General features: G+C 68.7%; 20 protein-coding genes. 8 read left to right on the forward strand and 12 right to left on the reverse strand.

Going from position 1 to position 23,326, the window contains the following annotated elements:
- Positions 1–33 precede the first annotated feature (33 nt).
- The 6 genes from KF684_02830 to KF684_02855 all read right to left on the reverse strand — a co-directional run bounded on the left by KF684_02830 (position 34) and on the right by KF684_02855 (position 8,969).
- Positions 34–1,443: a phosphomannomutase/phosphoglucomutase gene (locus tag KF684_02830; GenBank protein ID MBX3351844.1), complete on the reverse strand. Its 1,410-nt coding sequence runs from the start codon at positions 1,441–1,443 to the stop codon at positions 34–36.
- A 110-nt stretch (positions 1,444–1,553) separates the two neighbouring features.
- Entirely contained in the window at positions 1,554–3,602 is a 2,049-nt protein-coding gene (locus KF684_02835; protein ID MBX3351845.1) for a hypothetical protein, read from the reverse strand.
- A 5-nt stretch (positions 3,603–3,607) separates the two neighbouring features.
- Positions 3,608–4,534 (reverse strand): 16S rRNA (guanine(527)-N(7))-methyltransferase RsmG, encoded by a 927-nt coding sequence (gene rsmG, locus KF684_02840; protein MBX3351846.1) that lies wholly within the window; start codon positions 4,532–4,534, stop codon positions 3,608–3,610.
- Positions 4,521–5,771 (reverse strand): FtsW/RodA/SpoVE family cell cycle protein, encoded by a 1,251-nt coding sequence (locus KF684_02845; protein ID MBX3351847.1) that lies wholly within the window; start codon positions 5,769–5,771, stop codon positions 4,521–4,523. Before KF684_02845 ends, rsmG begins: the two co-directional genes overlap by 14 nt.
- Positions 5,768–8,125 carry a hypothetical protein gene (locus tag KF684_02850; protein MBX3351848.1) on the reverse strand — a complete coding sequence of 786 codons (2,358 nt, stop codon included), beginning with the start codon at positions 8,123–8,125 and terminating at the stop codon, positions 5,768–5,770. The genes KF684_02845 and KF684_02850 overlap by 4 nt, the downstream gene beginning before the upstream one ends.
- 109 nt (positions 8,126–8,234) lie before the next feature.
- Positions 8,235–8,969: a hypothetical protein gene (locus KF684_02855; protein ID MBX3351849.1), complete on the reverse strand. Its 735-nt coding sequence runs from the start codon at positions 8,967–8,969 to the stop codon at positions 8,235–8,237.
- Positions 8,970–9,006: 37 nt separating this feature from the next.
- Here KF684_02855 and KF684_02860 point away from each other — a divergent pair, with 37 nt between their 5' ends.
- On the forward strand, positions 9,007–10,140 hold the full coding sequence (locus tag KF684_02860) for an amidohydrolase family protein (protein MBX3351850.1): 1,134 nt from the start codon (positions 9,007–9,009) through the stop codon (positions 10,138–10,140).
- Positions 10,141–10,227: 87 nt separating this feature from the next.
- Positions 10,228–11,268: a hypothetical protein gene (locus KF684_02865; GenBank protein MBX3351851.1), complete on the forward strand. Its 1,041-nt coding sequence runs from the start codon at positions 10,228–10,230 to the stop codon at positions 11,266–11,268.
- A 12-nt stretch (positions 11,269–11,280) separates the two neighbouring features.
- Here KF684_02865 and KF684_02870 read toward each other — a convergent pair whose 3' ends face one another.
- The 4 genes from KF684_02870 to KF684_02885 form a co-directional block, all read right to left on the reverse strand.
- Positions 11,281–12,273, reverse strand: coding sequence for an HD domain-containing protein (locus KF684_02870; protein ID MBX3351852.1), 993 nt, complete (start codon positions 12,271–12,273; stop codon positions 11,281–11,283).
- A 275-nt stretch (positions 12,274–12,548) separates the two neighbouring features.
- On the reverse strand, positions 12,549–12,824 hold the full coding sequence (locus KF684_02875; GenBank protein MBX3351853.1) for a hypothetical protein: 276 nt from the start codon (positions 12,822–12,824) through the stop codon (positions 12,549–12,551).
- 3 nt (positions 12,825–12,827) lie between these two features.
- Complete coding sequence (locus KF684_02880; GenBank protein MBX3351854.1) at positions 12,828–13,184, reverse strand: hypothetical protein; 357 nt, start codon at positions 13,182–13,184, stop codon at positions 12,828–12,830.
- A gap of 25 nt (positions 13,185–13,209) precedes the next feature.
- On the reverse strand, positions 13,210–14,583 hold the full coding sequence (locus KF684_02885) for a replication-associated recombination protein A (protein MBX3351855.1): 1,374 nt from the start codon (positions 14,581–14,583) through the stop codon (positions 13,210–13,212).
- 155 nt (positions 14,584–14,738) lie between these two features.
- Between KF684_02885 and KF684_02890 the strand changes: the two genes are divergently transcribed.
- Positions 14,739–16,475, forward strand: coding sequence for an STAS domain-containing protein (locus KF684_02890; protein MBX3351856.1), 1,737 nt, complete (start codon positions 14,739–14,741; stop codon positions 16,473–16,475).
- 208 nt (positions 16,476–16,683) lie between these two features.
- Positions 16,684–18,513, forward strand: coding sequence for a glutamine--fructose-6-phosphate transaminase (isomerizing) (glmS, locus tag KF684_02895; protein ID MBX3351857.1), 1,830 nt, complete (start codon positions 16,684–16,686; stop codon positions 18,511–18,513).
- Between the two features lie 96 nt (positions 18,514–18,609).
- Here glmS and KF684_02900 read toward each other — a convergent pair whose 3' ends face one another.
- Positions 18,610–19,209 (reverse strand): hypothetical protein, encoded by a 600-nt coding sequence (locus KF684_02900; GenBank protein MBX3351858.1) that lies wholly within the window; start codon positions 19,207–19,209, stop codon positions 18,610–18,612.
- Between the two features lie 205 nt (positions 19,210–19,414).
- Positions 19,415–20,563 (reverse strand): redoxin domain-containing protein, encoded by a 1,149-nt coding sequence (locus KF684_02905; GenBank protein MBX3351859.1) that lies wholly within the window; start codon positions 20,561–20,563, stop codon positions 19,415–19,417.
- A gap of 121 nt (positions 20,564–20,684) precedes the next feature.
- Here KF684_02905 and KF684_02910 point away from each other — a divergent pair, with 121 nt between their 5' ends.
- The 4 genes from KF684_02910 (at position 20,685) to KF684_02925 (ending at position 23,246) form a co-directional block, all read left to right on the forward strand.
- The gene (locus KF684_02910) at positions 20,685–21,173 is read left to right on the forward strand and encodes a CrcB family protein (protein MBX3351860.1); all 489 of its coding nucleotides are present in this window, start codon (positions 20,685–20,687) and stop codon (positions 21,171–21,173) included.
- A 129-nt stretch (positions 21,174–21,302) separates the two neighbouring features.
- On the forward strand, positions 21,303–21,707 hold the full coding sequence (rpsL, locus tag KF684_02915; GenBank protein MBX3351861.1) for a 30S ribosomal protein S12: 405 nt from the start codon (positions 21,303–21,305) through the stop codon (positions 21,705–21,707).
- A 141-nt stretch (positions 21,708–21,848) separates the two neighbouring features.
- Positions 21,849–22,343: a 30S ribosomal protein S7 gene (rpsG, locus tag KF684_02920; protein MBX3351862.1), complete on the forward strand. Its 495-nt coding sequence runs from the start codon at positions 21,849–21,851 to the stop codon at positions 22,341–22,343.
- A gap of 285 nt (positions 22,344–22,628) precedes the next feature.
- Positions 22,629–23,246, forward strand: a complete 618-nt coding sequence (locus tag KF684_02925; GenBank protein MBX3351863.1) for a hypothetical protein — start codon at positions 22,629–22,631, stop codon at positions 23,244–23,246.
- Positions 23,247–23,326: the final 80 nt, after the last annotated feature.

Here is a 23,326-nt window from a genome sequence, read left to right on the forward strand (position 1 = left end):
CTCGCGTTCCGTGCCGGGCGTGCGGCGGGTGTCTCAGTGGTGTGAAGGCGTCCCGAGGAGCGGGGAGAGCGCGTCGATCATCTCGCGCAGCGTGCGGTCGTTGCGCGCCTCGAGGTTCAGACGCAGCAGGGGCTCGGTGTTGCTCTTGCGCACGTTGCACCACCATCCCTCGGAGTCGAAGCAGTCGATGGTCACGCCGTCGAGCTCGTCGACGCGTCCGCGCTTGCCGAACTGCTCCTTGAGCTTCGCGAGGGCGCCGTCCTTGTCCTCGATCTCGAAGTTCCGCTCGCCCGACTGGGGGTATCGAAGGACGGGCCGGATGAGCTCCGAAAGCGGCTTCTTGCTCTGCGCGAGCGCCGACAGGACGGTCCCCATCGCGATCACGCCCGAGTCGGCGTTGAAGTTGTCGCGGAAATAGAAGTGTCCGGAGAGCTCACCCCCGAAGACGCAACCCTTCTCGGCCATGATCTGCTTCATGAACACGTGGCCGACGCGGCTGCGCAGCGGGACGCCGCCCGCGGCCTTCACGTCTTCCTCGAGCGCCTTGCTCGAACGCAGGTCGTAGACGATGCCGGCGCCGGGGTTGCTCGCGAGGAACCACTTCGCCAGCCAGGCGGTGAGGTGGTCGCAGGAGATGACCTCGCCCTTCTCGTCGATCGCCACGATCCGGTCGGCGTCGCCGTCGAAACAGATGCCCAGGTCGCACTTCTCCTTGAGGACGGCGTCCTGGACCTGTCGCAGGTTGCTCGCGACGAGGGGGTTTGGCTCGTGGACGAACTCGCCCTTGCTGTTGTCGAAGTTGATCTCGACGATCTCGAGGCCGGGGATGGACGCGCCCTTCTTGCCGAAGATGCGAGGGACCGCGGTGCCGGCCATGCCGTTGCTCGCGTCGATCGCGACCTTGATCTTGCGCCCGTTGAGGTTGACGAACCGGCGCACGTGCTCGGTGTAGGCCTCCCAGAGGTCGCGCGACTCGGAGCGTCCCTTGCCGGGGTGGGCGGCGTTGGGGTCGGCAAGGGCGGCGGCCTTGCGCACCTCGGCGAGCCCGGTGGTCTCGCCCACGGGCTTGGCCTTGCGGCGTGAGACCTTGAAGCCGTTGTACTGGGGCGGGTTGTGCGACGCGGTGGTCTGCACGCCGCCGGCGCAGTCGAGGTGGTTGATCGCGAAATAGATGAAGGGCGTGTCGACGAGCCCGACATCGATGACATTGGCGCCAGAGGAGGTGATCCCGTCGACGAGCTGCTTGAGGAGCGTGGGGCTGCTCTTGCGCATGTCGCGTCCCACGACGATGTTGGTCATCATGGGGGTGCGGTAGCCCTCGGCGCGGGCGACCTCGACGAGGTGTTTGCCGCAGCCGAAGCCGATCTGCCACGCGAGCTTGTCGGAGAGCGGGTCGGGGTAGACGCCGCGGATGTCGTAGGCCTTGAACACGCGTCCGAGCATGGAGAGACGATCCTTCGAGGAGGAGCGGGGTGAACCGGGCTCGCAAGATACCCCGGCGTGGGTTCTGGCGTGCGCCGGGCGTGGTATTGAAGGCGGGCGTGCGGGAAATGTCAGGATTCCCACGGATCGATCGGGAAATCATCCCCGACTCGCTCCACGCGGACGCCCTCGGGCAGCGCCGCGAGGAAGGCCCGCCCGTACGACTTGGTCGCGATCCGGGGGTCGAGCACGACCACGCGCCCGGAGTCCGACCTGGAGCGAATCAGACGCCCGAACCCCTGTTTGAAGCGGATCACGGCGCGAGGGAGCGAGTCGTCGGTGAACGGGTCGCCCCCTCGCTGGCGGATCAGCTCGAGGCGCGCCTGGGTGAGCGGGCGGTCCGGGGGCTCGAAGGGCAGGCGGGTGATGATCACGTTGCGCAGCGCGTCGCCGCGGACATCCACACCCTGCCAGAACGACGACACGCCGAAGAGCACCGGGCCGGGCTCCTCGCGGAAGCGCTGGAGGATCGCGGCCCGCGAGCCGTCGTCGTCCTGGACGAGCAGCGTCATCCCCGACGACGCCAGCAGCGGCCTGGCGATGCGAGCGGCGGCGCGCATCGTCGCGTTCGAGGTGAACAGCGCGAAGGCGCCGCCCCTCGTCGACGACGCGTGCTCGACGATCGCGTGCGCGAGACGCGTCGTGTACTCGGGCGCGCGCGGGTCGGGCATCGAGACATCGACGAGCAGGCGCACCTGGCGTGCGTAGTCGAACGGGCTCCCCAGCGTCAGCGTGTCGGCGTCATCCACGCCCAGCCGGTCCTTGACGTGCCCGAACTCGGCGTTGGAAGCGCCCGCAGCCCCCGCCCCCCCACCGGAGAGCGTGGCCGAGGTCAGCGTGACCGAGCGTTTCCCGGTGAAGAGCGTCTCGCGCAGGATCATGCCGACCTCCACCGGCGCGCACGCGATCGTGACGCGGACCTGCGACGAGGTCGCCGGGTGCGCCGTCTCGACCCAGTAGACGCACCCGTCGAGGAGCTGGTCGGTCAGGGCCTCGGCCTCGATCGCGATGGCCTCGGCGCGCTCGGCGTAGGCGTTGAGCTCAAAGCGGTCGTCCTCTCGGTGCGCGTCGTCCTTCATCGCCTTGAGCTTCAGGGACAGCGCGCGGAACGCCGGCGTGACGGGGTTGTCCAGCGCGCCGGCTTCGTAGCGACGGTGCGCGTTGACCTCGCCCCCCACCAGGCGCAGCGCGTTGTCGAACAGCGCGCGGGTCGCGTCGTCGCACGCGCGGACCGCGTGGATGGCGTCCTCGATGTTGCGCAGATCGACGCCGTCCTTGAGGTGCAGCTGCGGCAGAAAGCCCTTGCCGGTGCGGTCCTGGTGGAGTTGCGAGAGCAGGCGCCAGATCCGCCCCTCGGCGAGCGAGATCCCGAAATGCTCGCTGGCGGTGTCTTCCACGCCGTGCGCCTCGTCAAGGACGACATGGTCGTAGGTCGGCAGGAAGCCGGTCGCGCGCTGGCGCAGCGCGAGGTCGCTGAAGAACAAGGCGTGGTTGCAGATGAGCAGGTCGGCGTTCTCCATCTCGCGCCGAGCGGATTGGTAGAAGCACTGCTCGTAGGTGGGGCAGCGTTTGCCCATGCAGTTGCCGCTGTCGGACTGGACGCGATCCCAGACCGCCGGTCGTTCGAGGGGGGGGAGCGTCGAGAGCGTGCCATCGGTCGTCGAGTAGGCCCAGTCCTCGATCACATGGAGGGAGCGCCGCGACGGCGCGTCGGCGAGGAGCTTCTCCTGGCGCTCGCTGGCGAGCTTGAGTCGGCGCACCGAAAGGTAGTTGCCGCGCCCCTTGACGAGGACCGCCTTGAACTCGGCCCCGAGCGTCGCGCACGCCGCCTGCAGGACGGGGATGTCCTTGCTCAGGAGCTGTTCCTGCAGGGCGATGGTGTTGGTCGCGACGACGACGCGCTCGCCGAAGCGCACGATGCGCTCGATCGCCGGCGCGAGGTAGCCGAACGACTTGCCCACGCCCGTGCCGGCTTCGACCAGGAGAACCCGGCGCAGGTCCATCGCACGCGCGACGGCGTCGCCCATGCGCAACTGCTGCTCGCGCGCCTCGTAGGACGGGCCGAGCAACGCGGCGACGGGGCCGGTCTCTCCGAGCAGCGCTCGTGTGGAAAGGGGCACGCGCGTCACCCTTCGCGGCGAGGGCCGCGAGGCTTCTTCTCACGCGGCGGGGCCTTCGCTCGGTCCTCGCGGCTTGGCCTCTCGCGCGCCACGCCCAGCGGCGCACGCGCCGGCTCGCCCGGCTTGCGAGGGAAGTCCACCGGAGTCGTCCGGCGCTTCTCCAGCACCACGATCCGCCCGGTTGGCGTGTCGACCGTCCCGGCGTGGCTCGCGTGCAGCAGGTACAGCGCCTGCTTCGCTTCCTCGAGCTCCGCGTCCGCCTGCTGGCCCTTCACCAGCGCGACCAGCCCCCCCACCTTCACCAGCGGCACGGCCAGTTCCGCCAGGATCGCGAGGCGACCAACCGCGCGCGCCGTGACCGCGTCGAACTGCGCGCGCAGCAGCGACCCGTGCGCCCCGAGCGTCTCGGCCCGCTCGCACACCACCTCGATGTTGGCCAGCCCCAGCTCCGCGGCACACGCGCGCAGGAAGTCCGCCTTCTTCGCGGTCGACTCGATCAGCGTGAACTTCGCCTTGGGCATCACGATCGCCAGCGGGATCGCCGGGGCGCCGCCGCCCGATCCGATGTCTGCGATGCGGATCGCGCCCTCGTCGTTCTGCAGGTCCGCGAGGACGGGCAGCAGCGTCAGGGAATCGAGGATGTGCTTCTCCCACGCGTCGGCCGGGTCCTTGATCGCTGTCAGATTGAACCGCGTGTTCGCGTCGAGGAGGACCGCGAGATAGCGCCCGAGCGTCTCGACCTCGCCGGGCTCGAAGCGGATGTTCGCCTCGTTCGCCGCGACCAGGAACGACGCGGGCGCGCCGAGCGGCGCGAGCCCGGGGGCGAAGAACTCGCGAAGCGGGGCCGGGGGCTCTGGAGGCGATGGGGGCTTGGACGCCTGGCGTTGGGCGTGTGGGCGCGTCGGGCGTGGTCTGGGCTTAGATCTCGTCATCGTCGTCGAACTCAAAGGACGCGCGCTGCATCTGCCGCGGCGGGCGGATGGAGATATTGACGAGGATCCCGACGCCCATCAGGAGAGCGATCACGGACGACCCGCCGTAGGAAAGGAACGGTAGCGTAACCCCGACGACCGGCAGAATCCCCGTGCACACCCCCGTGTTCACGAACGCCTGGACCGGCACGAACGACGCGATGCCCACCGCGACGATCCGCCCGAACGGGTCGCGGCAGCGTGCGGCGATCGCCAGGGCCGACGCCAGCCAGATCGCGTACAGCGCGAGCACCACGCCGGCGCCCAGCAGACCCGCCCGGTTCACGATCACCGCGAAGATCATGTCGTTGTGCGCCTCGGGCAGCGCGTTGTAGCGGATCAGCGCACGCGACTTCTGCTCGGGCACCCCGGCGACGCCCCCGGCCCCCATCAGCTCCATCGCCTTGCGTGTCTGGAACTGGATCGTGTCCGCCGTCGAGGTGTCGCCCTGGTACGAGTGCACCAGCGCCTCGATCCGCTGCTTCTGGTGAGGCAGCAGGAACGGGTACGACAGCGGCGCCATGGCGAGCCCGATCACGCCCACGATGACGAAGTGCTTCAGCTTCGCCCCCGCCGCCAGCAGCATCGCCACGAGCGCCGGCAGGAACAGCAGCGCCGTGCCCAGGTCGGGCTGGAGCGAGATCAGCGCGAAGGGAACGAAGGTGATCATCGCCGGCGCGATCAGCCCCGTGAAGCGCCGATAGGTCTTGCGATACCTCAGGTACCTCGCCAGCAGCAGCACGAACGCGATCTTCGTGAACTCCGCCGGCTGCAGGCCGAAAGACCCGAGGTTAATCCACGCGCGCGCGCCGTTGATCGGACGCACGATCGAACTCGGCACGAACGGGATCAGCAGGAACACCAGCAACCCGACGGCGCACGCCGCAGCAAGCCACGCCAGCGCGCCCAGCGTCCTGTAGTGTGGCACGATCAGGCACGCGCCCGCGACAGCCCCGACCGTCGCCAGGAACACCTGCTTCTTCGCCAGCGACGAGAGCCCCTCCACGTCCGTCCCACCGGTCAGACTGATCGCGAACACGCCGATCGCGATCAGGAGAAAGGTCGACAGCAGCAGCGTCCATGTCTCGGGGCGCCCGAGCATCAGACGGGGCAGCGCACCGGCTCTCGCGGCGGTATAGAGCCCTCGCGGCGTGTACTCGCGCGCCGAGCGGGGCGAGGGCGTCGCGGTGCGCGTCATCGGGACGCCCTCGGGTCGGGCGTCGGAGCCCGCTCGGGCCCGCCCGGGAGATACCCCTCAGCGACGAGCGCGTGCACGATCTGGTTCGCGATCGGCCCGCTGACCTTGCCGCCGCTGCCGCCGTACTCCATCATCACCGAGATCACGTAGCGCGGGTCCTTGCCCTTGGGCCCGGCGAGCACGACGAACCACGAGTGATCGCCCGATCGCACGACCATCGGCTCCATCGGCCCGTCGCCGTCGGGATCGACCACGAGCGGCGGCGCGTCGGCGGTGCCCGTCTTGCCCCAGACATCCACGCCCGGCGCGTTGAAGATCAGGTCGCGCCGGCCGTCGAAGGTCAGCCGCGTTCCCGTGCCGATCGGATCGTTCACCGAGCGCCACAGCCCGCGCATCGCTTCGCGCACGGCGGATGGGTCCAGACGCAGGTCCGTCGCGCGCGGGGCCTCGTCGGCGACGATCCGCGGCGACAGACGCAGCCCGCCGCGCGCCAGCGTCGCCATCGCGTCCGCCGCGTGCAGCGGAGTCCACGCGACGGGCCCCTGCCCCATCCCCATCAGGATCGCGTCGCTCGGGTTGATCGCGCCGCTGCCCAGCGAGCCGATCACGCCCGGCGCTTCCGGCCCGATGCCCAGACCGAAGGTCTCGCCCAACCCGTACTCGCGATACAGCCGCTCGATGCCCTTGGGCCCGAGCGCACGCCCGAGGGTGTAGAAATAGATGTTGCACGACACCGCCAGCGCTTCCTGACCGCTCAGGCCGCCGGCGTGCGCCCCCGAGTGCGTCTGGCCGAAACGCTTGTAAATCCAGCAGCGATACAGGTCGGTGCGCCCCGGCAGCAGGTGGCCCGTGCACTCGATGTGCTTGTCGAGGCGATGCACCCCCTGCTGGATCGCGCCGACGAGGATCATCGCCTTCACGACCGACCCGGGGGGATAGATCGCCTCCGTCGCGCGGTCGATCCAGGGCGTGTTGATGCGATCCAGAAAAATCGATCGCGGATCATCGCGGATCTCGTGGCGCGTGAACGAGGGCGTCGTCACCAGCGCGAGGATCTCGCCGCTCGCAAGATCGAGCACGACGGCGGCGCCGTTGAGGCGTGCGCCGTCGGGCACGTCCGGGTTGTCGTGCCAGGGCTGCGCGAGGGTAAGACCCAGCTCGGGCGACATCGCCGCCTGCACGCGCGCCTGCAGCGCGATGTCGATCGTCAGCCGGACATCCTCGCCCGGCGAGGGCTCGGTCGTCTCGACCTCGCCGGTGTCGAGGTGGCGCAGGCGCACGCCGCGAAGCCCGCGCAGGCGATCCTCCTGCGACGCCTCGATCCCGGTGTGCCCGATGCGATCGCGCTGCGCGTCGTAGAACCCTCGATCGATCGCGCCGGTCTGGGGGTCGAACCGTGGGCGTCGCGCGACGTCCTCGGCGTGCACGTCGTCGCGCATCCACCCCAGCACGTGCGTGCCCACGCCGCGAACGACGACGGACTTGCTTCCCTCGGACCTCAGCGGCAGGGGCATGCTGCGCAGCGGGACCTCGACCGTCATCGTCTCGAAGGGGTACTCGCGCAGGCCCGCGTCGTACACGCTCACCCCGGGCAGGTTGTCCGCCAGCCGGCGGATGTCGAGCGCGACAGAATCGCTCACGCTGCGGAACAGCGCGTGCGACCGGCGCTGCTCGGCGATGGGTCGCGCCACGGCGCGCAGCTCGACCGACACCTCTCGACCAGTGTTCTCGAGGATCTCGCGCTCCCGCCGCACACGCGCCCGCTCCCACTGGCTGGCGGCGATCCGCTGGACATTCTCGAGCACCGCGGCGCGACGGCGCTGCACCTCGTCCTGATCCACGCCAACGAGCTGGCCCAGCAGCGACCACATCTGCTCCAGCTCGTCGTCGAACATCGGGCGATAGCGCGACGCGAGTCGCTCGCGACCGACGCCGTCCAGCGTCGACCACACGTCGCGATGGCGCTCACGCGCGTGGCGTTCCGCTTCCCGACGCGCCCACTCGCCCGAGATCATCTCGTACTCGACGCGCACCTCGAAGCTCGGCCGGTCCAGCGCGAGGGCGCGACCCTGCCTGTCGAGGATGCGCCCACGCACCGTGGGAGTCCACTGGCTGCGAAGCAGGGCACGCTCCGCCCGGGCGGTCAACTCGTCGGCCTTGACCGTCGTCAGGTACCCCACGCGCAGCATGACCGCGCCGAAGGGCACGAAGAACGCCAGCGTCAGCAGCGCCAGACGCCGGTGGTACATGCTGGGCAGCAGCCGGCGCAGCACGCCCACCCGATCGTCCGACTGGGCGGACCGGGAGCGCCGGAAGCGGCGGTCGCGTCGGGATAGGGGCCAGGGCAGGCGCACGACAGGGATTATCGGGGGAATCGGGCCCGGGTTCTGCGAAAGCTGGCCCAGATCCGCGAAACAGCGCACGGGACGCGCCCCTGACCCCGAAACCGGCGCACCGGGCGCGTCAGTCCGCCCCGCGCCGCAGGACCACGGTCGCGTCGTGCCCGCCCTCGAAGTAGTCCTGCCGGAAGCGGACGAGGGGCGTCTGCGACAGGGCCCACTCCAACACCCGGCGCGTGTCGAACCGATGGGCCGGGCCTGTGTCCCCGCCCCGGATGGTCTCGTCGCAGCAATCCGAGAGGAAATTGAACGCCAGCGCGTGCCGCGCCACGGGCCACGCGCGCTCCAGCACGCCGATCGCCGCTTCGGTCCTGAGCGTGTTCAGCGAGCCGGAAAACACCACGACATCCGCTCGCCCGTCCGGCTCGCCCGCGTCGATCGCCGCGCGCGAAAGCAGACCCTCGTCATGGACGAAGTCGCCCCCGAGGATCAGCGACGGGACGCGGCAGCCGTGAAGGCACGCTCTGGCCGCGCTCGCCAGCGCGTCGACGCCCTCGATCCCGATGTACAGACGCGGCATCGTGGCGTGCTCGCCCAGATACGCCAGCAGCTCCGCCCGGGCGCAGCCGGCGTCGAGCACCGACAACCCCTCGAACGGGCACTCACGCGCCAGCACCTCGAACCGCGTGCGCTGATGGCGTTCGCTCGCCCACAGCGTCGCCTCGAAGCACGCGCCGAAGCGATCCACCGCTTCCTGGTAGGGCTTGAGGTGATCGCCCATGCCGCCGCTCGGCGCGCCGACCTGTGGCTCGGTGGCTTTCAGAGAGCGGGCAACGGACCTGGCGAGTCGGCCGAGCATGAACAGGATCCTATCGCGCCGGCGCGTACCATCGCGTATGAGCCAGGCCAATCTGCGCGCCGATGGATCAACCACGCCAACCACCACGCCCGGGGCCCCTTCCTCGCCCACTCCCGCCAACCGATTGCGGCTCGACTACCGCGCCGAAGCCGCGCGCATGGGCCCGCCCCCCTGCCCCATCATCGACGCCCACTCCCATATCAACGGAGACCGGGCGTCCGCCATCTTCAACGAGGCCCGCTCGCTCTACGGCGTCTCGCGCGTCTACTCGATGTCGCGCCTCGAAGACGCGCCGCTCGTCGTCAAGAACATGGGCGACGCGATCCGCTTCATCGCCGTCCCCAACTTCATGAGCGAGAACCGCAGGCACGCGCACACGCAGGGATACCTCGACGACATCACCCGATGGAACCACGAGTTCGGCGCGAAGATCCTCAAGTTCTGGTGTGCCCCACGCGGCGTCGACTACGCCGCCGAGATCGGCGACCCCGACATGATGCGCCTCGACGGACCCTGGCGGCGCAAACAGATGGAGCGCGGCGCCGATCTGGGCATGCTCTTCATGGCGCACATCGCCGACCCCGACACCTGGTTCCAGACCAAATACGCCGACGCTTCGAAGTACGGCACGAAGGCCCAGCAGTACGAGCCCCTCGAGAAACTCGGCGCCGAGTACACGCAGCCCTGGATCATCGCCCACATGGGCGGATGGCCCGAGGACATCGACTTCCTCGACGGCCTGCTGACGCGCCGACCGAATTTTTACCTCGACACCTCCGCCACCAAGTGGATCGTGCGCGAACTCTCGAAGCACCCGCGCGCGAAACTCCTCGCGTTCCTCGAGAAGTGGCGCGGGCGCCTGCTCTTCGGCTCCGACATCGTGACTATGGACGCCCACCTCACCCCCGAGGACGGCTATCGCGGCATGGGCGAACTCTCGAACACCCCCGAGGGCGCCTTCGACCTCTACGCCAGCCGCTATTGGGCGCTGCGCACCATGTGGGAAACCGACTACGAGGGCGAATCCCCCATCGCCGACCCCGACCTGATGCTCGTCGAGCCCACGAAACACGACGCGATGTCGGCGCCGCGACTGGTGGGCAGGTCGCTGCCGAAGGAGCTGCTGAAGGCTCTCTACCACGACGCCGCGGCAACCTTGCTGAGGGATTGATCCCTTTCGATTTTCTACTTGTGCTGACGCGGACCATCCGCTATTTTGCTCTCGCGAGTTCCGGGTCGGAACTCCGGGAGTAACCCAATGTCACGCAAGCGCTTCTCGTCCTCGTTTGTCGTTGCCTTCTCGACGCTCTCCGCCCTCACGCACGCCGGCGAGACCGAGTGTCTCTCCACCCCCACGCCCGAAGAGGTCGAGATCATCCGCTCGCTCGATCGCGCCGGCGTCTACTCCCTGCGCGAGGACAACCAGGGCGTCCGCTATGTCCCCCTCACGCTCCACATCGTCCGCACTAGCGAGGGAACTGGCGGCATCGACATCGAGCAGGTTTTCCAGTCCGTCGTCGACAGCAACGCCGCCTTCGCCCAGGCTGGCATCGTGTTCTGCGTGCCCGGTGAGATCCGGTATGTCGACAACGATACCTTCTACTTCGCGCTCAACACGCGCCCACTGTTCGACGAACTCCGTCGGCGAAACCCGGCGCCCGGGACAATCAATATCTATTTCGCCCCGGATCCGCGAAGCAACGGATCGAGCATCTGCGGCACCGCTTCGTTCACGACGAGCCCCGTGCAGGGGATCATCGTCAAGAACTCCTGCGCCGGCCTGCCCAGCAACCCCTCCACCGTCCCCCACGAGATCGGCCACTACCTCGATCTCTATCACACACACGAGACCGCCTTCGGACGGGAATGCACGGACGCCAGCAACTGCGACGTTGCTGGCGATCTCATCTGCGACACTCCCGCCGACCCCAACCTCACGAACCGGGTCAGCACGGCTTGCCAGTACACCGGCGTCGTCGCGCCGACCTGCGGCGGCCTGCCCTACGCGCCGGACACTCTGAACCTGATGTCCTATTCCCGGAAGACTTGCCGCACGGACTTCACGCCTCAGCAGGTCGCCCGTATGCGCGCCACGCTCCACAATCTCCGCCCGCAGTACATCCGGGAACTGCCGGGCGACGCAACGCAGGACGGCGTGGTCGATTTCGCCGATCTCAGCATCGTGCTGACTTCGTTCGGCGCCATCGACGGCGGGACCGGGGATGTCAACGCCGACGGGGGCATCGACTTCGCCGACCTGAACATCGTGCTCACAGCATTCGGCCAGCCCTGCCGCTGAGGAACGGTCCGGTCACCCCAGCGGATCGGGCCGGTACAACTTCGTCCCCAGACCCCAGTGCTTCTCGGTGAAATTGCCGCCCAGATCGAACTCACGCTCGATCTCCGGGCGTGCCGCGCTCAGCGCCATGGTGGTCTTCGCGTCGAGGTTGTCGAGGATCGAGATGAAGATCGCCTCGGGGGTCGAGGGGATCTTGGCGGCGCCGTACTCGGGGATGCCGTGGTGCGACAGGATGATGTGCTGCAGCACGGTGATGAACCCGGCCGGCATGCGCACGCCGTGCGCGGCCATCGCCTGCTGCGACTTGTCGTGCAGCATGATCGCGCCCTCGACGATGTGCCCGACCAGATCGCCGCGATCGGTGTAGTTGAACCCCGTCTCCCACGACAGTTCGCGCGTCTTGCCCAGGTCGTGCAGGAACAGACCGAGCAGCACGACATCGCGGCTGAGCTTCGGATAGAGCGGCAGCAGCGCCTCGGCGACCTTCAGCAGTTGCAGCGTGTGCTCGAGCAGCCCGCCAAGGTACGCGTGGTGCATCGACCGCGCCGCCGGAGCGTGCCGGAAGTGGTCCATCAGCATCTCGTCGTCGAGATAGGTCTGCGCGAGCGCCTTGGCGGCGGGGTGCTGGAGCGTCCCGAGGACCCCGACGACCTCCTGGAACATCCCCGGGATGCTCTTGGTGGTGGTGGGCAGCAGTTCCTGGAGTTGCTTGGCGGAGGGCTCGATCGGGTCGATCGTGTGGATGATGAGCTGGAGCTCGCCCTGGTAGGGCTGGGTCTCGCCCTCGGCCCACACGAAGCCCTCGGCGCCGATGCGCGAGAAGAGGGAGTCGGGCACCGACCACATGCGCGCCGGCAGTTCGCCCGTCTTATCGCGGAAGAGGCACTTGAGGTACGGCTTGCCCGTCTTGGTCATGCCGCGCTGGGCGTTCATCATGGCGAAGATGCCCTGGAACCGCTCCGAGGGGCGGAAATCCTTGATGAAGACGCGTTCCGAAGTGCTCATCGTGCTCATTGACCCTCTCTCGATCCGGGCTCCCGCCCACCGGCGTGTCGTGGCTGAGGGCCAGTGTAGCCGCTTTGGCTCTCCCCCCTCCCGCTCGCGGGAGGGGGACGGTGGAGGGCCCTGGGGATTCACGCACCATCCAGATCCCCCTCCCCCACCCCCTCCCGCGAGCGGGAGGGGTGAAGGACACGCCCCCGTGGCACGGCTGCGCCGTACCACGCCACCCCTTTCTTCAACCTCTGCGTCCTCTGCGCCCTCCGCGGTGAGTCTCTCTCTTACTCCGACGAGCCGCACTCCGGGCACACGCCCCCGGGCACGCCCGAGCGGTCGTAGCCGCAGCGTTCGCACAGGCGCTTCGCGCGCCGGGACGCGCTGCGCCCCTTCTGGAACTCGATCACCAGCAGCAGCGCGACGCCGTACACAAACAGCAGAGGCAGCGCGAAGCACGCGCCCTGCCCACCGAGCATCCGTATCGCCTGCGCGACCAGCCACGCCATCCCGGCCAGGGGCAGCACGATCGCGACCAGGATGAACAGGAGTTTGCCGAACACGCGTCAAGTGTTGCCCGGAAGCACCGGGATGTCTCGCCCCGGCGCGACCCCGGGAGGAAACCGCTCCCCGCATTCCGGACATCGCAGCCCCTCGACATCGCGCAGCGGGTAGGCGCACGCGACGCACAGCCCCCGCGCGCGGCGCGTCCGCTCGGCGCGCACGAGCAGCGCGAGCCAGACCATCACGAACACCGGCGCCGCGCCCAGCAGCGCGAGCACGCCGATCGCGCCTCGTTCCGCCCACGGCGAGACGCGCTCCGCCGCCGCGACCAGCCACGACCCCCAGGTGATCGACAGACAAGGCAGCGGCAGCGTGATCGCCGCGAGGATCTGGAGTGTGAGGGTAAGGCGGGGCTTCACGACACTTCGTTCGAGCGCGCCCCTGTCAGGGATTCGGCGCGCGGCCGCCTCGCTTCACCCTGCGCACCTCGTCCAGGCGCTCCTTCAACTTCTGCTCCAGCCCCCGGTCCGTCGGGCGGTAGTACTCCTTGTCCACGCCCAGGTAACTCTGCTCGCTCACGCCCCCGATGCTCGTGTTCGCGCCGGTGTCGTGGGTGTACTCGTAGCGCTGGCGCCCCTTCGCGAAGCGCGGGTCGTTCTCGCTCTCCGCCTTGTTCGGGCTCTGCAGGAAGACGGGGACCGGGATCGTGCGCCCCTCCTTCACATCCGCCATCGCCTCGTTGATCGCGACATAACTCGCGTTGCTTTTGGGCGCGAGCGCCAGGTAGATCGCGCACTGGCTCAGCGTGATCCGCGCCTCGGGCATGCCGATGCGCTCGACGAGTTCCCAGGTCGCCGCCGCCACCTGAATCCCCCTCGGGTCGGCGTTGCCGATGTCCTCGCTCGCGAGGATCGCCAGCCGGCGCGCGATGAAGTTCGGGTCCTCGCCACCCTCCAGCATCCGCGCGATCCAGTACACCGCGGCGTCCGGATCGCTCCCACGCACGCTCTTGATCATCGCGCTGATCGAGTCGTAATGCTCGTCGCCGCCCGGCGCGTAGACGACCGCCTTCTGCTGGATCGACTGCTCCGCGTCGTCCTTCGTGATGTGGATCGCCTTGCCGGGAGCGCCCTCGCGCTGCCCGCTCGTCACCGCGACTTCCAGCGCCGTCAGCGCGCGCCGGGCGTCGCCGTCGCTCTTGATCGCCCACACGCGCAGCGCGTCGTCGTCGATGGTGATCGTCAGGCGACCGAACCCCCGATCCTCGTCGGCGATCGCGCGCCGGACGATTCGCACGATCGCGTCTTCGCTCAGCGGCTCGAGCCGGAACAGCGTGCTGCGGCTGACCAGCGCCGAGTTCACGGTGAACAGCGGGTTCTCCGTCGTCGCGCCGATCAGCGTGATCATCCCGCGCTCGACATCGCCCAGCAGCACATCCTGCTGGCTCTTGCTGAAGCGATGGATCTCGTCGAGGAACAGGATCGTCCGCCTGCCGCTGCCCTCCAGGCGCGCGCCCGCCTCGTCGATGATCTCCCGGATCCGCTTCACCCCCACGCTCGCGGCGTTCTCGCGCTCGAACGCCCGGTCCGTGGCGTTGGCGATCACCTCGGCGAGCGTCGTCTTCCCCGTCCCCGGGGGCCCGTGCAGGATGATCGAGGTCATCGCCCCCGACTCGATCATCTTCCGGAGCAGTCTGCCCTCCCCGATGATGTGCCCCTGCCCCTCGTACTCATCGAGCGTGCGCGGGCGCATCCGCCACGCGAGGGGCGACGCCTTCTCTCGCGCTTCCGCCCGACGCGTTGCCCACAGGTCGCTCATCGGGGAATGGTACGGAGGGGGCGCCGGCCCGGGTCCGAAGCGATTCTGCGCTGAAAGCGTGACTCCCGGAACGCCGATGCAATGATGTACGCTCGCACCGACACCTCCATGCCCCTCCCCCGGCCCTCTCGGGCCCGGCCTTCCACGGCCCCCCAATGCGACAACAGACCTTCCTCCCGGAGTTGCTCAGCAGTCTCCGGGGGTACACCCTCCCGAAGTTCACCCGCGACCTCAGCGCCGGGCTGACCGTCGGTGTCGTCGCTCTGCCTCTGGCCCTCGCCTTCGGCATCGCCTCCATCCCCGAAAATGTCGCCAGCGAGGCGGGCCTCTCGCCCCCGGTGATGGGCCTGTTCACGGCGATCGTCGCCGGCTTCCTCATCTCGGCGCTCGGCGGCACGCGCGCCTGCATCGGGGGGCCCACCGGCGCCTTCGTCGTCATCGTCTACGCGATCGCGGCCCAGCACGGGTACCTCGGGCTCGTCCTCGCGACGCTCATGGCCGGGATGATCCTCGTCATCATGGGCGTCGTGGGGCTGGGAGGGATGATCAAATTCATCCCCTACCCCGTCACCACCGGCTTCACGACCGGCATCGCCGTCGTCATCTTCGCCGGGCAGATCAAGGATCTCTTCGGGCTCTCGCCTGTCAACCCTGCGGACTCCGTGCCCCCCGAGTTCATCGGCAAGGTCCAGTGGTACTTCACCCACGCGACGACCGTTGACCCGCCGACCGCGATCATGGGGCTTGGCTGCGTCGCCGCGCTCATTGTCTTTCCCAAGCTCGTCACGCGCAAGATCCCGGCGCCCGTGGTCGTCATGGTCGTCGCGACCGTCGCGGCGGTGCTGCTGCGCAAGTTTGCCGGCGTCCCCATCGAGACCATCGGCGACCGCTTCGGGGCGATCCCGTCCGGCCTGCCCATGCCGCGATTGCCCGACGCGTCGTTCGCCGAGATCCGGGCTCGCGTCCCCGACCTGATCGTGCCGGCGTTCACCATCGCGATCCTCGCCGGGATCGAGTCCCTCCTCTGCGCCGTCGTCGCCGACGGCATGACGGGCACGAAACACAAGAGCAACACCGAGCTCATTGCCCAGGGGGTCGCGAACCTCGCCACCCCCCTGTTCGGCGGCATCCCTGCCACCGGCGCGATCGCGCGCACCGCGACGAACATCCAGGCCGGGGGACGCACCCCCATCGCCGGAATCACCCACGCGATGGTGCTGCTCGCGATCGTCCTCGCGCTGGGCAAATACGCGGCCCTGATCCCGCTGGCCGCCCTCTCGGCGGTGCTGGTCGTCGTCGCGTACCGCATGGCCGAGCTGCACCGCTTCCGCTGGCTGCTCAACGGCCCGCGCAGCGACGCCGCGGTCCTGTTGACCACCTTTGCGCTCACCGTGCTCATCGACCTGACCGTCGCGGTGCAGGCCGGCCTGGTGCTGGCCGCGATGCTCTTCATCAAGCGCATGGCCGAGGTGTCGGGCGTCAACGTCGTCAGCGCGCAGAACGGGAGCTCCGGCGCCCCCAGCGACGCAGACGCGGCACAGGGCAAGCTCGACGGCGTCGAGATCTACGAGGTGCAGGGCCCCTTCTTCTTCGGCGCCGCCTTCAAGCTGCGCGACACGCTCGACGCCGTCGCCAGGCCGCCCAAGACGCTCGTGCTGAGTCTCGCGTCCGTCCCGGCGATCGACGCGACCGGCCTGTACGCGCTCGAAGAGCTGCTCCGCAAGTGCGCCAACCAGGGGACGCGGGTGATCGTCGCCGGCGCTCGCGCCGATGTCAGGCGAGCGCTCCTCAGCGCCGGCCTGCTCGGCAAGCTGGGCGAGGACGGCTTCGCGCCCGACGCGCGTCTGGCCCTCGAGATGCTCCGAGCAGAAGCGAGCGCCGGGAAGACCTGATCGCTCCACACTTCCCGGACCCGGCCCGGGCACGAACCCGACCATCGCCGGCCCGTACTACACCCGCAGGCCCTCGCCCCCCCCGGGCCCGGACCGCGGCGCCCCGGAACCCCGGCTCCCCTGTCCGGACCCGTCGCCGATCTGCCGATACTGTCAGGGATGACACCCGCCCGGCTCCGGGCGCGACGCAAGAGGAAAGGTTCGGACCATGTGCGGAATCGTCGCCTATATCGGGGCCAAACCCGCCCTCCCATTCCTGATCGAAGGGCTCAAGCGCCTCGAGTACCGCGGCTATGACTCCGCCGGCGTCGCCATCCTCGACTCCGACCTGCGCGTCGTGAAGTCCGTCGGGCGCGTCGCCAACCTCGAAGCCAAGACCAACGCCCACAGCGTCTCCCTCCAGGGCTCGCTCGGGCTCGCCCACACCCGCTGGGCCACCCACGGCGCCGTCACCGACGTCAACGCCCACCCCCACATCGACGACTCCGGGCGGTTCGCGATCATCCACAACGGCATCATCGAGAACTACGCCGCCCTGCGCACCCTCCTCGAAGAGAAGGGCCACGTCTTCCAGAGCGAGACCGACACCGAGGTCCTCGTCAACCTCATCGCCGAGGTCTACGACGGCGACCTCGAGCGCGCCGTCCAGACCGCCCTGCGCGAGGTGACCGGCGCCTACGCCATCGCGGTGATCTGCAAAACCGAGCCCGACACCCTCGTCGTGGCGCGCAAGGGCTCGCCACTCATCGTGGGCGTCGGCGCCAGCGAGTACATCGTCGCCTCCGACGCCAGCGCCATCGTTGCCCACACCTCGCAGGCGATCACCCTCGACGACTACCAGGTCTGCAAGCTCACGCGAAACTCCTTCCGCACCACCACCATCGACAACGTGCCCGTCAGCCACAAGGTGCACCAGCTCGAGGTCGAACTCGAGCAGATCGAGCTGGGCGGCTACCCCCACTACATGCTCAAGGAGATCTTCGAGCAGCCACGCTCGCTGCGCCAGACCATGCGAGGCCGCATCGACCATCGCGAGGGGCGCGTCGTCCTGGGAGGCGTCGGCCAGCTCGCCCGCTCGCTCGTGAAGTCCCGGCGGTTCATCCTCATGGCGCAGGGAACCGCCCTCCACGCCGCGATGATCGGCGAGTACCTCATCGAGGACCTCGCCAAGGTCCCGGCCGAGTGCGAATACGCCAGCGAGTTCCGCTACCGCAACCCCATCATCGAAGACGGCACGGTCGCCATCGCCGTCAGCCAGTCAGGCGAGACCGCCGACACCCTCGCCGCCCTCATCGAAGCGAAGGAGCGAGGCGCGCTCGCGCTGGGCGTCGTCAACGTCGTCGGCTCCACCATGTCGCGCGAGACCGACGCCGGCGTCTACCTGCGCGTCGGCCCCGAGATCGGCGTCGCCTCGACCAAGGCCTTCACCGGACAGGTCGCGGTGCTCACGATGCTCGCGCTCTTCCTCGCGCGCCGGCGCTTCATGTCCACCGAGCAGTCGGGCCAGATCCTGCGCGCCCTCGAGAGCGTGCCCGACCTGATCGACCGCATCCTCGTGCAGAGCGAGGAGATCCGCGATGTCACCAGCCGCTACATCGACCAGGAAAACTGGCTCTTCCTCGGGCGCGGGTACAACTACCCCGTCGCCCTCGAGGGCGCGCTGAAACTCAAGGAAATCTCGTACATCCACGCCGAGGGCATGCCCGCCGCCGAGATGAAGCACGGGCCCATCGCCCTCATCAGCGACGGAATGCCCTGCGTCTTCGTCGCCAACCGCGGCGCGCAGTACGAGAAGGTCCTCAGCAACATCCAGGAAGTGAAGTCGCGAGGCGGGCGCGTCATCGCCGTCGCCACCGAGGGCGACCACGAGATCCGAACCCTCGCCGACGAGGTCTTCTATGTGCCCGACATCCCCGAGGCGCTCTCGCCCCTGCTCACCGTGATCCCGCTGCAACTCGTCGCGTACCACGCCGCGGTGCTGCGCGGCCACGACGTCGACAAGCCGCGCAACCTCGCCAAGAGCGTCACCGTCGAGTAACCGACGCACGACCGACCGAACCAACGAAGAAGGCCCGCCCATCGTGAGAAGGGCGGGCCTTTGCTTTGCAGTCAGACTGATTCAGCTCGTGCTGATTCAGCGACGACGACGGTTCGCGACCAGGCCGGCGAGGCCGAGCATCGCGACGGCGCCGGGAGCGGGGATCGCCGCGCCGACGTAGAAGTTGTCCATGGTCGCCCACGCGTTGGCGGGAGACTCAGGTGCATCGATCGTCATGCTGGTGATCGCGACGTTCGAGGTGAAGCCACGGAACGTGTTCGGGCCGGTGGTGCCGAAGTTCACGTTCGTGCCGTCGCTCAGGTTGATGGTGATGTTGGTGCCGGTCGGGAGGAAGTTGATGTCCGACGCCCAGAAGTTGCCGGCGATCGCGGTCACGGGCGCGCCGGTGAAGGTCACCAGGATCGCGTCGAGAGCCGAGTCGGTCGAGATGATGCCGGGGTCATTGAACAGGTTGTTCGAACCCAGGCCGGTCGCAGTGATCGTGTAGGCGTAGCCGTTGCCAGCCGCGCCAACCGAGGGCACCGAGCCGGTCGGAACGCCGGTGAAGTTGTTGAAGAAGAAGCCGGGCTGCGTGTTCGCGAGGAAGCTCGCGAGGTCGGTGTACACGGTGGACGACGCCATGGCCGAACCGGCGCAAGCGACAAGGGCGGCCGAAGCCAGAATACGCGAAACCATGAGGATCTCTCCTATTTCTGCAGCAAGTTGCTGCGCCGTGCCGGTTCCTACTCCGACAGGGCGACGTGTTTCCCCGAGCAGCCATGCCGCTCGTGACTCAGAATGTACCACGAGACAGCCCCAGCCCCAAGTCTGGAGGGGTTGTCCGGAGCAAAAAATTTTCGAACTGCCCAGTGTGACACCCGGTCGCCCGACGCCGCCGGGGTTACTTCTGACGCGCCGCCCGTCGCGAGCCCTCGACGATCTTGCCCAGCGTCTCCTTATCCAGCCGGCGCGTGTCGCCTTGCCACCGGATCACCCCGTCAGGGCTGTAGACGACCGAGTACGGGATGTACCGGTTGCGGACCACCGACCCCATCGCCTGCTTGGTGTCGACCCCGACGCTGTAGCGTATCCCCTTGCCAGGCATCCACTTCCGGACGGTCTCGAAGGGCTCGCTGCTCACGCCGATCACGAGCACCTCGTCCCGGAACGCCTGCTGCAGAGCGTTTTTATGGGGGATGCTCCCCACGCAGGGCCCGCACCAGGTCGCCCAGAAGTCCACCACCACCACCCGGTGCGACGCGTCGGGCTGGGCGGTGACCCAGCGCTCGACCTCGATCGCCGGGCCCCGTTTGCCGCGAAGGTCGGTGGCGCTGTCGACCCTTGCTGTCTGCTCCGGGAAGTACTCGTCCGGAATGCGATCCGCCCAGAACCCAGACGAGTCGCGCCGGTTCTCGGGGCGCGCCGTGGGCGGGCGCGAAGCCGGGGCCTCCGGGGTCTGCGCCGGCGCTGCCCCTTCCTCGCTCGGTGAAGGCGCTGCCTCTGCCAGCAGCAGATCGGTCGCCGCCGCCAGACCCTGCGGGTTCAGCATGACATACCGCGTCTTCCCGGCGCGATCGATCAGCAGGTTCACCACCGGGGAACGGGCCCCCAGCGCCGTCGCGTACGCGCCGGTCGCGTCGATCGTCACCGGTACCGGCGCCGGGCGACGCTCGAGGAACTGCTCGACTCCCTGCGCCGCCGCCGAGGTGTGCACCGCGATGATCGCGAGGTCCTCGCCCGCCTTCGCGCGCAACTCGGCGAGCTGCTCGAGGCGCAGCGTCCCGCGCCGGTCCGTGCGGCTCCAGAACTGCACGAGCACCACCTTGCCGCCGAGATCCGCCAGCGACACCCGCTCGTCGACCCAGCGCATATCAGGCGAAAAATCCGGGGGCGCCAGCCCAACCAGCGTGTCGAGCCGGTCGCGCTCCGCCTGCGTGATCGAGGTATCCAGCCAGCGCCGGTCCACCTCGCCGGGCGCCTGCGCGAACACGCACCCAGACGACGCGACCGCCGCCGCCAACGCCACGCACCACCGATTCGCTGCCGCCATCGCTCGGACTCCCGGGAGATCGTTCGTTCCAGACCCGCCGCGCGACGGATCGTCATCACTCTCCCCCGGATCCCGCCCAGACGCAAGGCCTTTCCTGCAGATTCCCGTTACCCTCCGTGTAATGCTCAAGCACCTCGCCCTCGTCGCGGCCGGAGGAGGAATCGGCAGCGCGCTGCGATACCTCGTCTCAGTCTGGACCTACCGGATCGGCCCGACCCCGACGCCCTCCCCCGGAGCCGCCGCAGCCCCGGGCATCGCCCCGGTCGTCGTCTTTCCATGGGGCACGCTGGGCGTGAACCTGCTCGGCTGCCTCGCGATCGGGGTGGTCGCCGGGCTGACCGCTCACCGACACGCCGAGGGCATCACCTTCGCGCCCTTCGCCGCGATGGACCGCGACGCGAAACTCTTCCTCGTCACCGGGCTCCTGGGCGGGTTCACGACCTTTTCCGCCTTCGGGATCGAGACCCTCTCCCTGCTTCGCGACGGCGCCCCGGCCCGGGCGGCGACCTATATCGCCGCCAGCGTGCTCCTCGGACTGGCGCTGGCGTGGGTCGGCTGGACGCTCGGGCTGCGCATCGCGCCGCCTGCGCCCACCTCCCTGGGGACCTGAGCGCCCGGCCCCCAAACTGCCACGATCCCACGCTTGTCGGGGCGGGGTCCACCGCTACACTTCCCGACTTCCCGCCCGGAGACCCGGCGTCGGGGGCTTTCCCTTGTCACGCGGAACACAGCAGACCCAATGCCAACGATCAACCAACTCATCCGCAATCCCCGGCGCCCGCAGCACGCGAAGTCCAAGGTCCGTGACCTTGAGCAGTCGCCCCAGAAGCGCGGCGTGTGCACCATCGTGCGCACCATGACGCCCAAGAAGCCCAACTCCGCGCTCCGCAAGATCGCGCGTGTCCGCCTCACCAACGGCAAGGAAATCACCGCCTACATCGGCGGCGAGGGACACAACCTGCAGGAGCACTCCATCGTGCTCGTGCGCGGCGGCCGCGTCCGCGACCTCCCGGGCGTCCGCTACCACGTCGTCCGCGGCGCGCTCGACTGCCTCGGCGTCGACGGACGCATGCAGGCCCGCTCCAAGTACGGCGCCAAGCGCAAGAAGGCCGGCAAGGGCGCACCCGCGAAGGGCAAGAAGTAAGCAAACGATCCACCGGCGTGCGCGGCGTTCGCGCCACGCCACAAGGCAAGTAATCGCGCGGCATGATCTCCACTCGGGCCGCGCGGTGAACAGCGCTCGCGTTCTTCGCAACGCGCGCAGATGAGCCATCAGGAGACACCCATGGCAGGCCGCATCACCAAGTCCGACGACCAGCTCCGCCCGGACCCCCGCTACAACGACCGACTCCTCTCCAAGTTCGTCAATGTCCTGATGTACGACGGGAAGAAGACCGCTTCCCTCCGCGTCATGTACGACGCGCTCGACATCATCCAGACCAAGCTCGAGAAGGAAACCGACCCGAATAAGCCCGAGTCGGCCCTCGATGTCTTCCGCATGGCGATCGAGAACGTCAAGCCCGCCGTCGAAGTCCGCTCCAAGCGCGTCGGCGGCGCCAACTACCAGGTCCCCATGCCCGTCAACAACCGGCGCCAGCTCTCCCTCGCGATGCGCTGGCTCCGCGACGCCGCCCGCTCCGAAGGCGGTCGCCCCATGGCCCAGCGCATGGCCGACGAGCTCTACGCCGCCGCCAAGCGCGAGGGCAAGGCCATGACCACCCGCGAGCAGACCCACCGCATGGCCGACGCCAACAAGGCCTTCGCCCACTTCGCGTGGTGATCGCTCCCACCCTCCCGCTCGGGAGGGTCTGATCCTTCCCCCCTCCCGCTCGCGGGAGGGGCCGGGGGAGGGTCTTCAAAGCTACGACAGTCCCCAGCCGCCGCGTCTCGCACGCGGCGGCTGTCGTTTTCCCTGGAACATCGGTACTAGCCCCAGAACTGGGTGAAAACCGCGACTTTGGTCTTGAACCGAGGTCCGCCCAAAGTACAGTCGCGTCGAACTGCCAGCACTTCGGCGCACTCAACCCCGAATCGCGCCTCAGAGAGCAAAGAGAGAGAGCAACCCATGCGTCGACCGATCCTCGCTATCGCGCCAGTCTGTGTCGTCGCCCTCGCCGGAAGCGCCCAGGGCGCCACCGTGTTCTTCGACAACTTCAATGCGGAGAACGGGGGCGTCGGCGTCCTCAACTACAACGGCTTCGCGAACTGGACGGTCACCCGCCAGTCCGTCGACCTCATCGGCAACGGGTTCTTCGACTTCTTCCCGGGCAACGGGCTCTATGTCGACCTCGACGGCTCCACCGGCTCCGCCGGGCGCATGGAGTCGGTCGGCATCAACCTCGCCGCCGGAACCTACGAGTTCTCCTTCGATCTCGCCGGCTCGCAGCGCGGCGACGCGCCCTTCAACACCGTCAACCTGGGCATCGAGCTCGGCGTCCTCAGCGACACCATCATGCTCGCCTCCGCCGTCCCCTTCACCAGCTACTCCTACCTCTTCACCATCAACGCCGCCACCACGGTCAACATCGTCTTCGACCACCTCGGCGGCGACAACATCGGCCTGCTCCTCGACAATGTGCGCATCGCCACCGCGGATCCCGTCATCCCGGCGCCCCTTGCCTCGCTGCTCGCGGGCGCTGGGCTCTTCGGCGCGATGGGCGTTCGCAGACGCGCCTACCGCTGAGCGCGCTTCGCCACATTCTCGCATCGCAAAAGAAAGCGGGCCGAGCACCACGCTCGGCCCGCGTCTTTTCGCGTGTACTC

Source organism: Phycisphaeraceae bacterium (assembly GCA_019636675.1).
GTDB lineage: Bacteria > Planctomycetota > Phycisphaerae > Phycisphaerales > UBA1924 > JAHBXC01.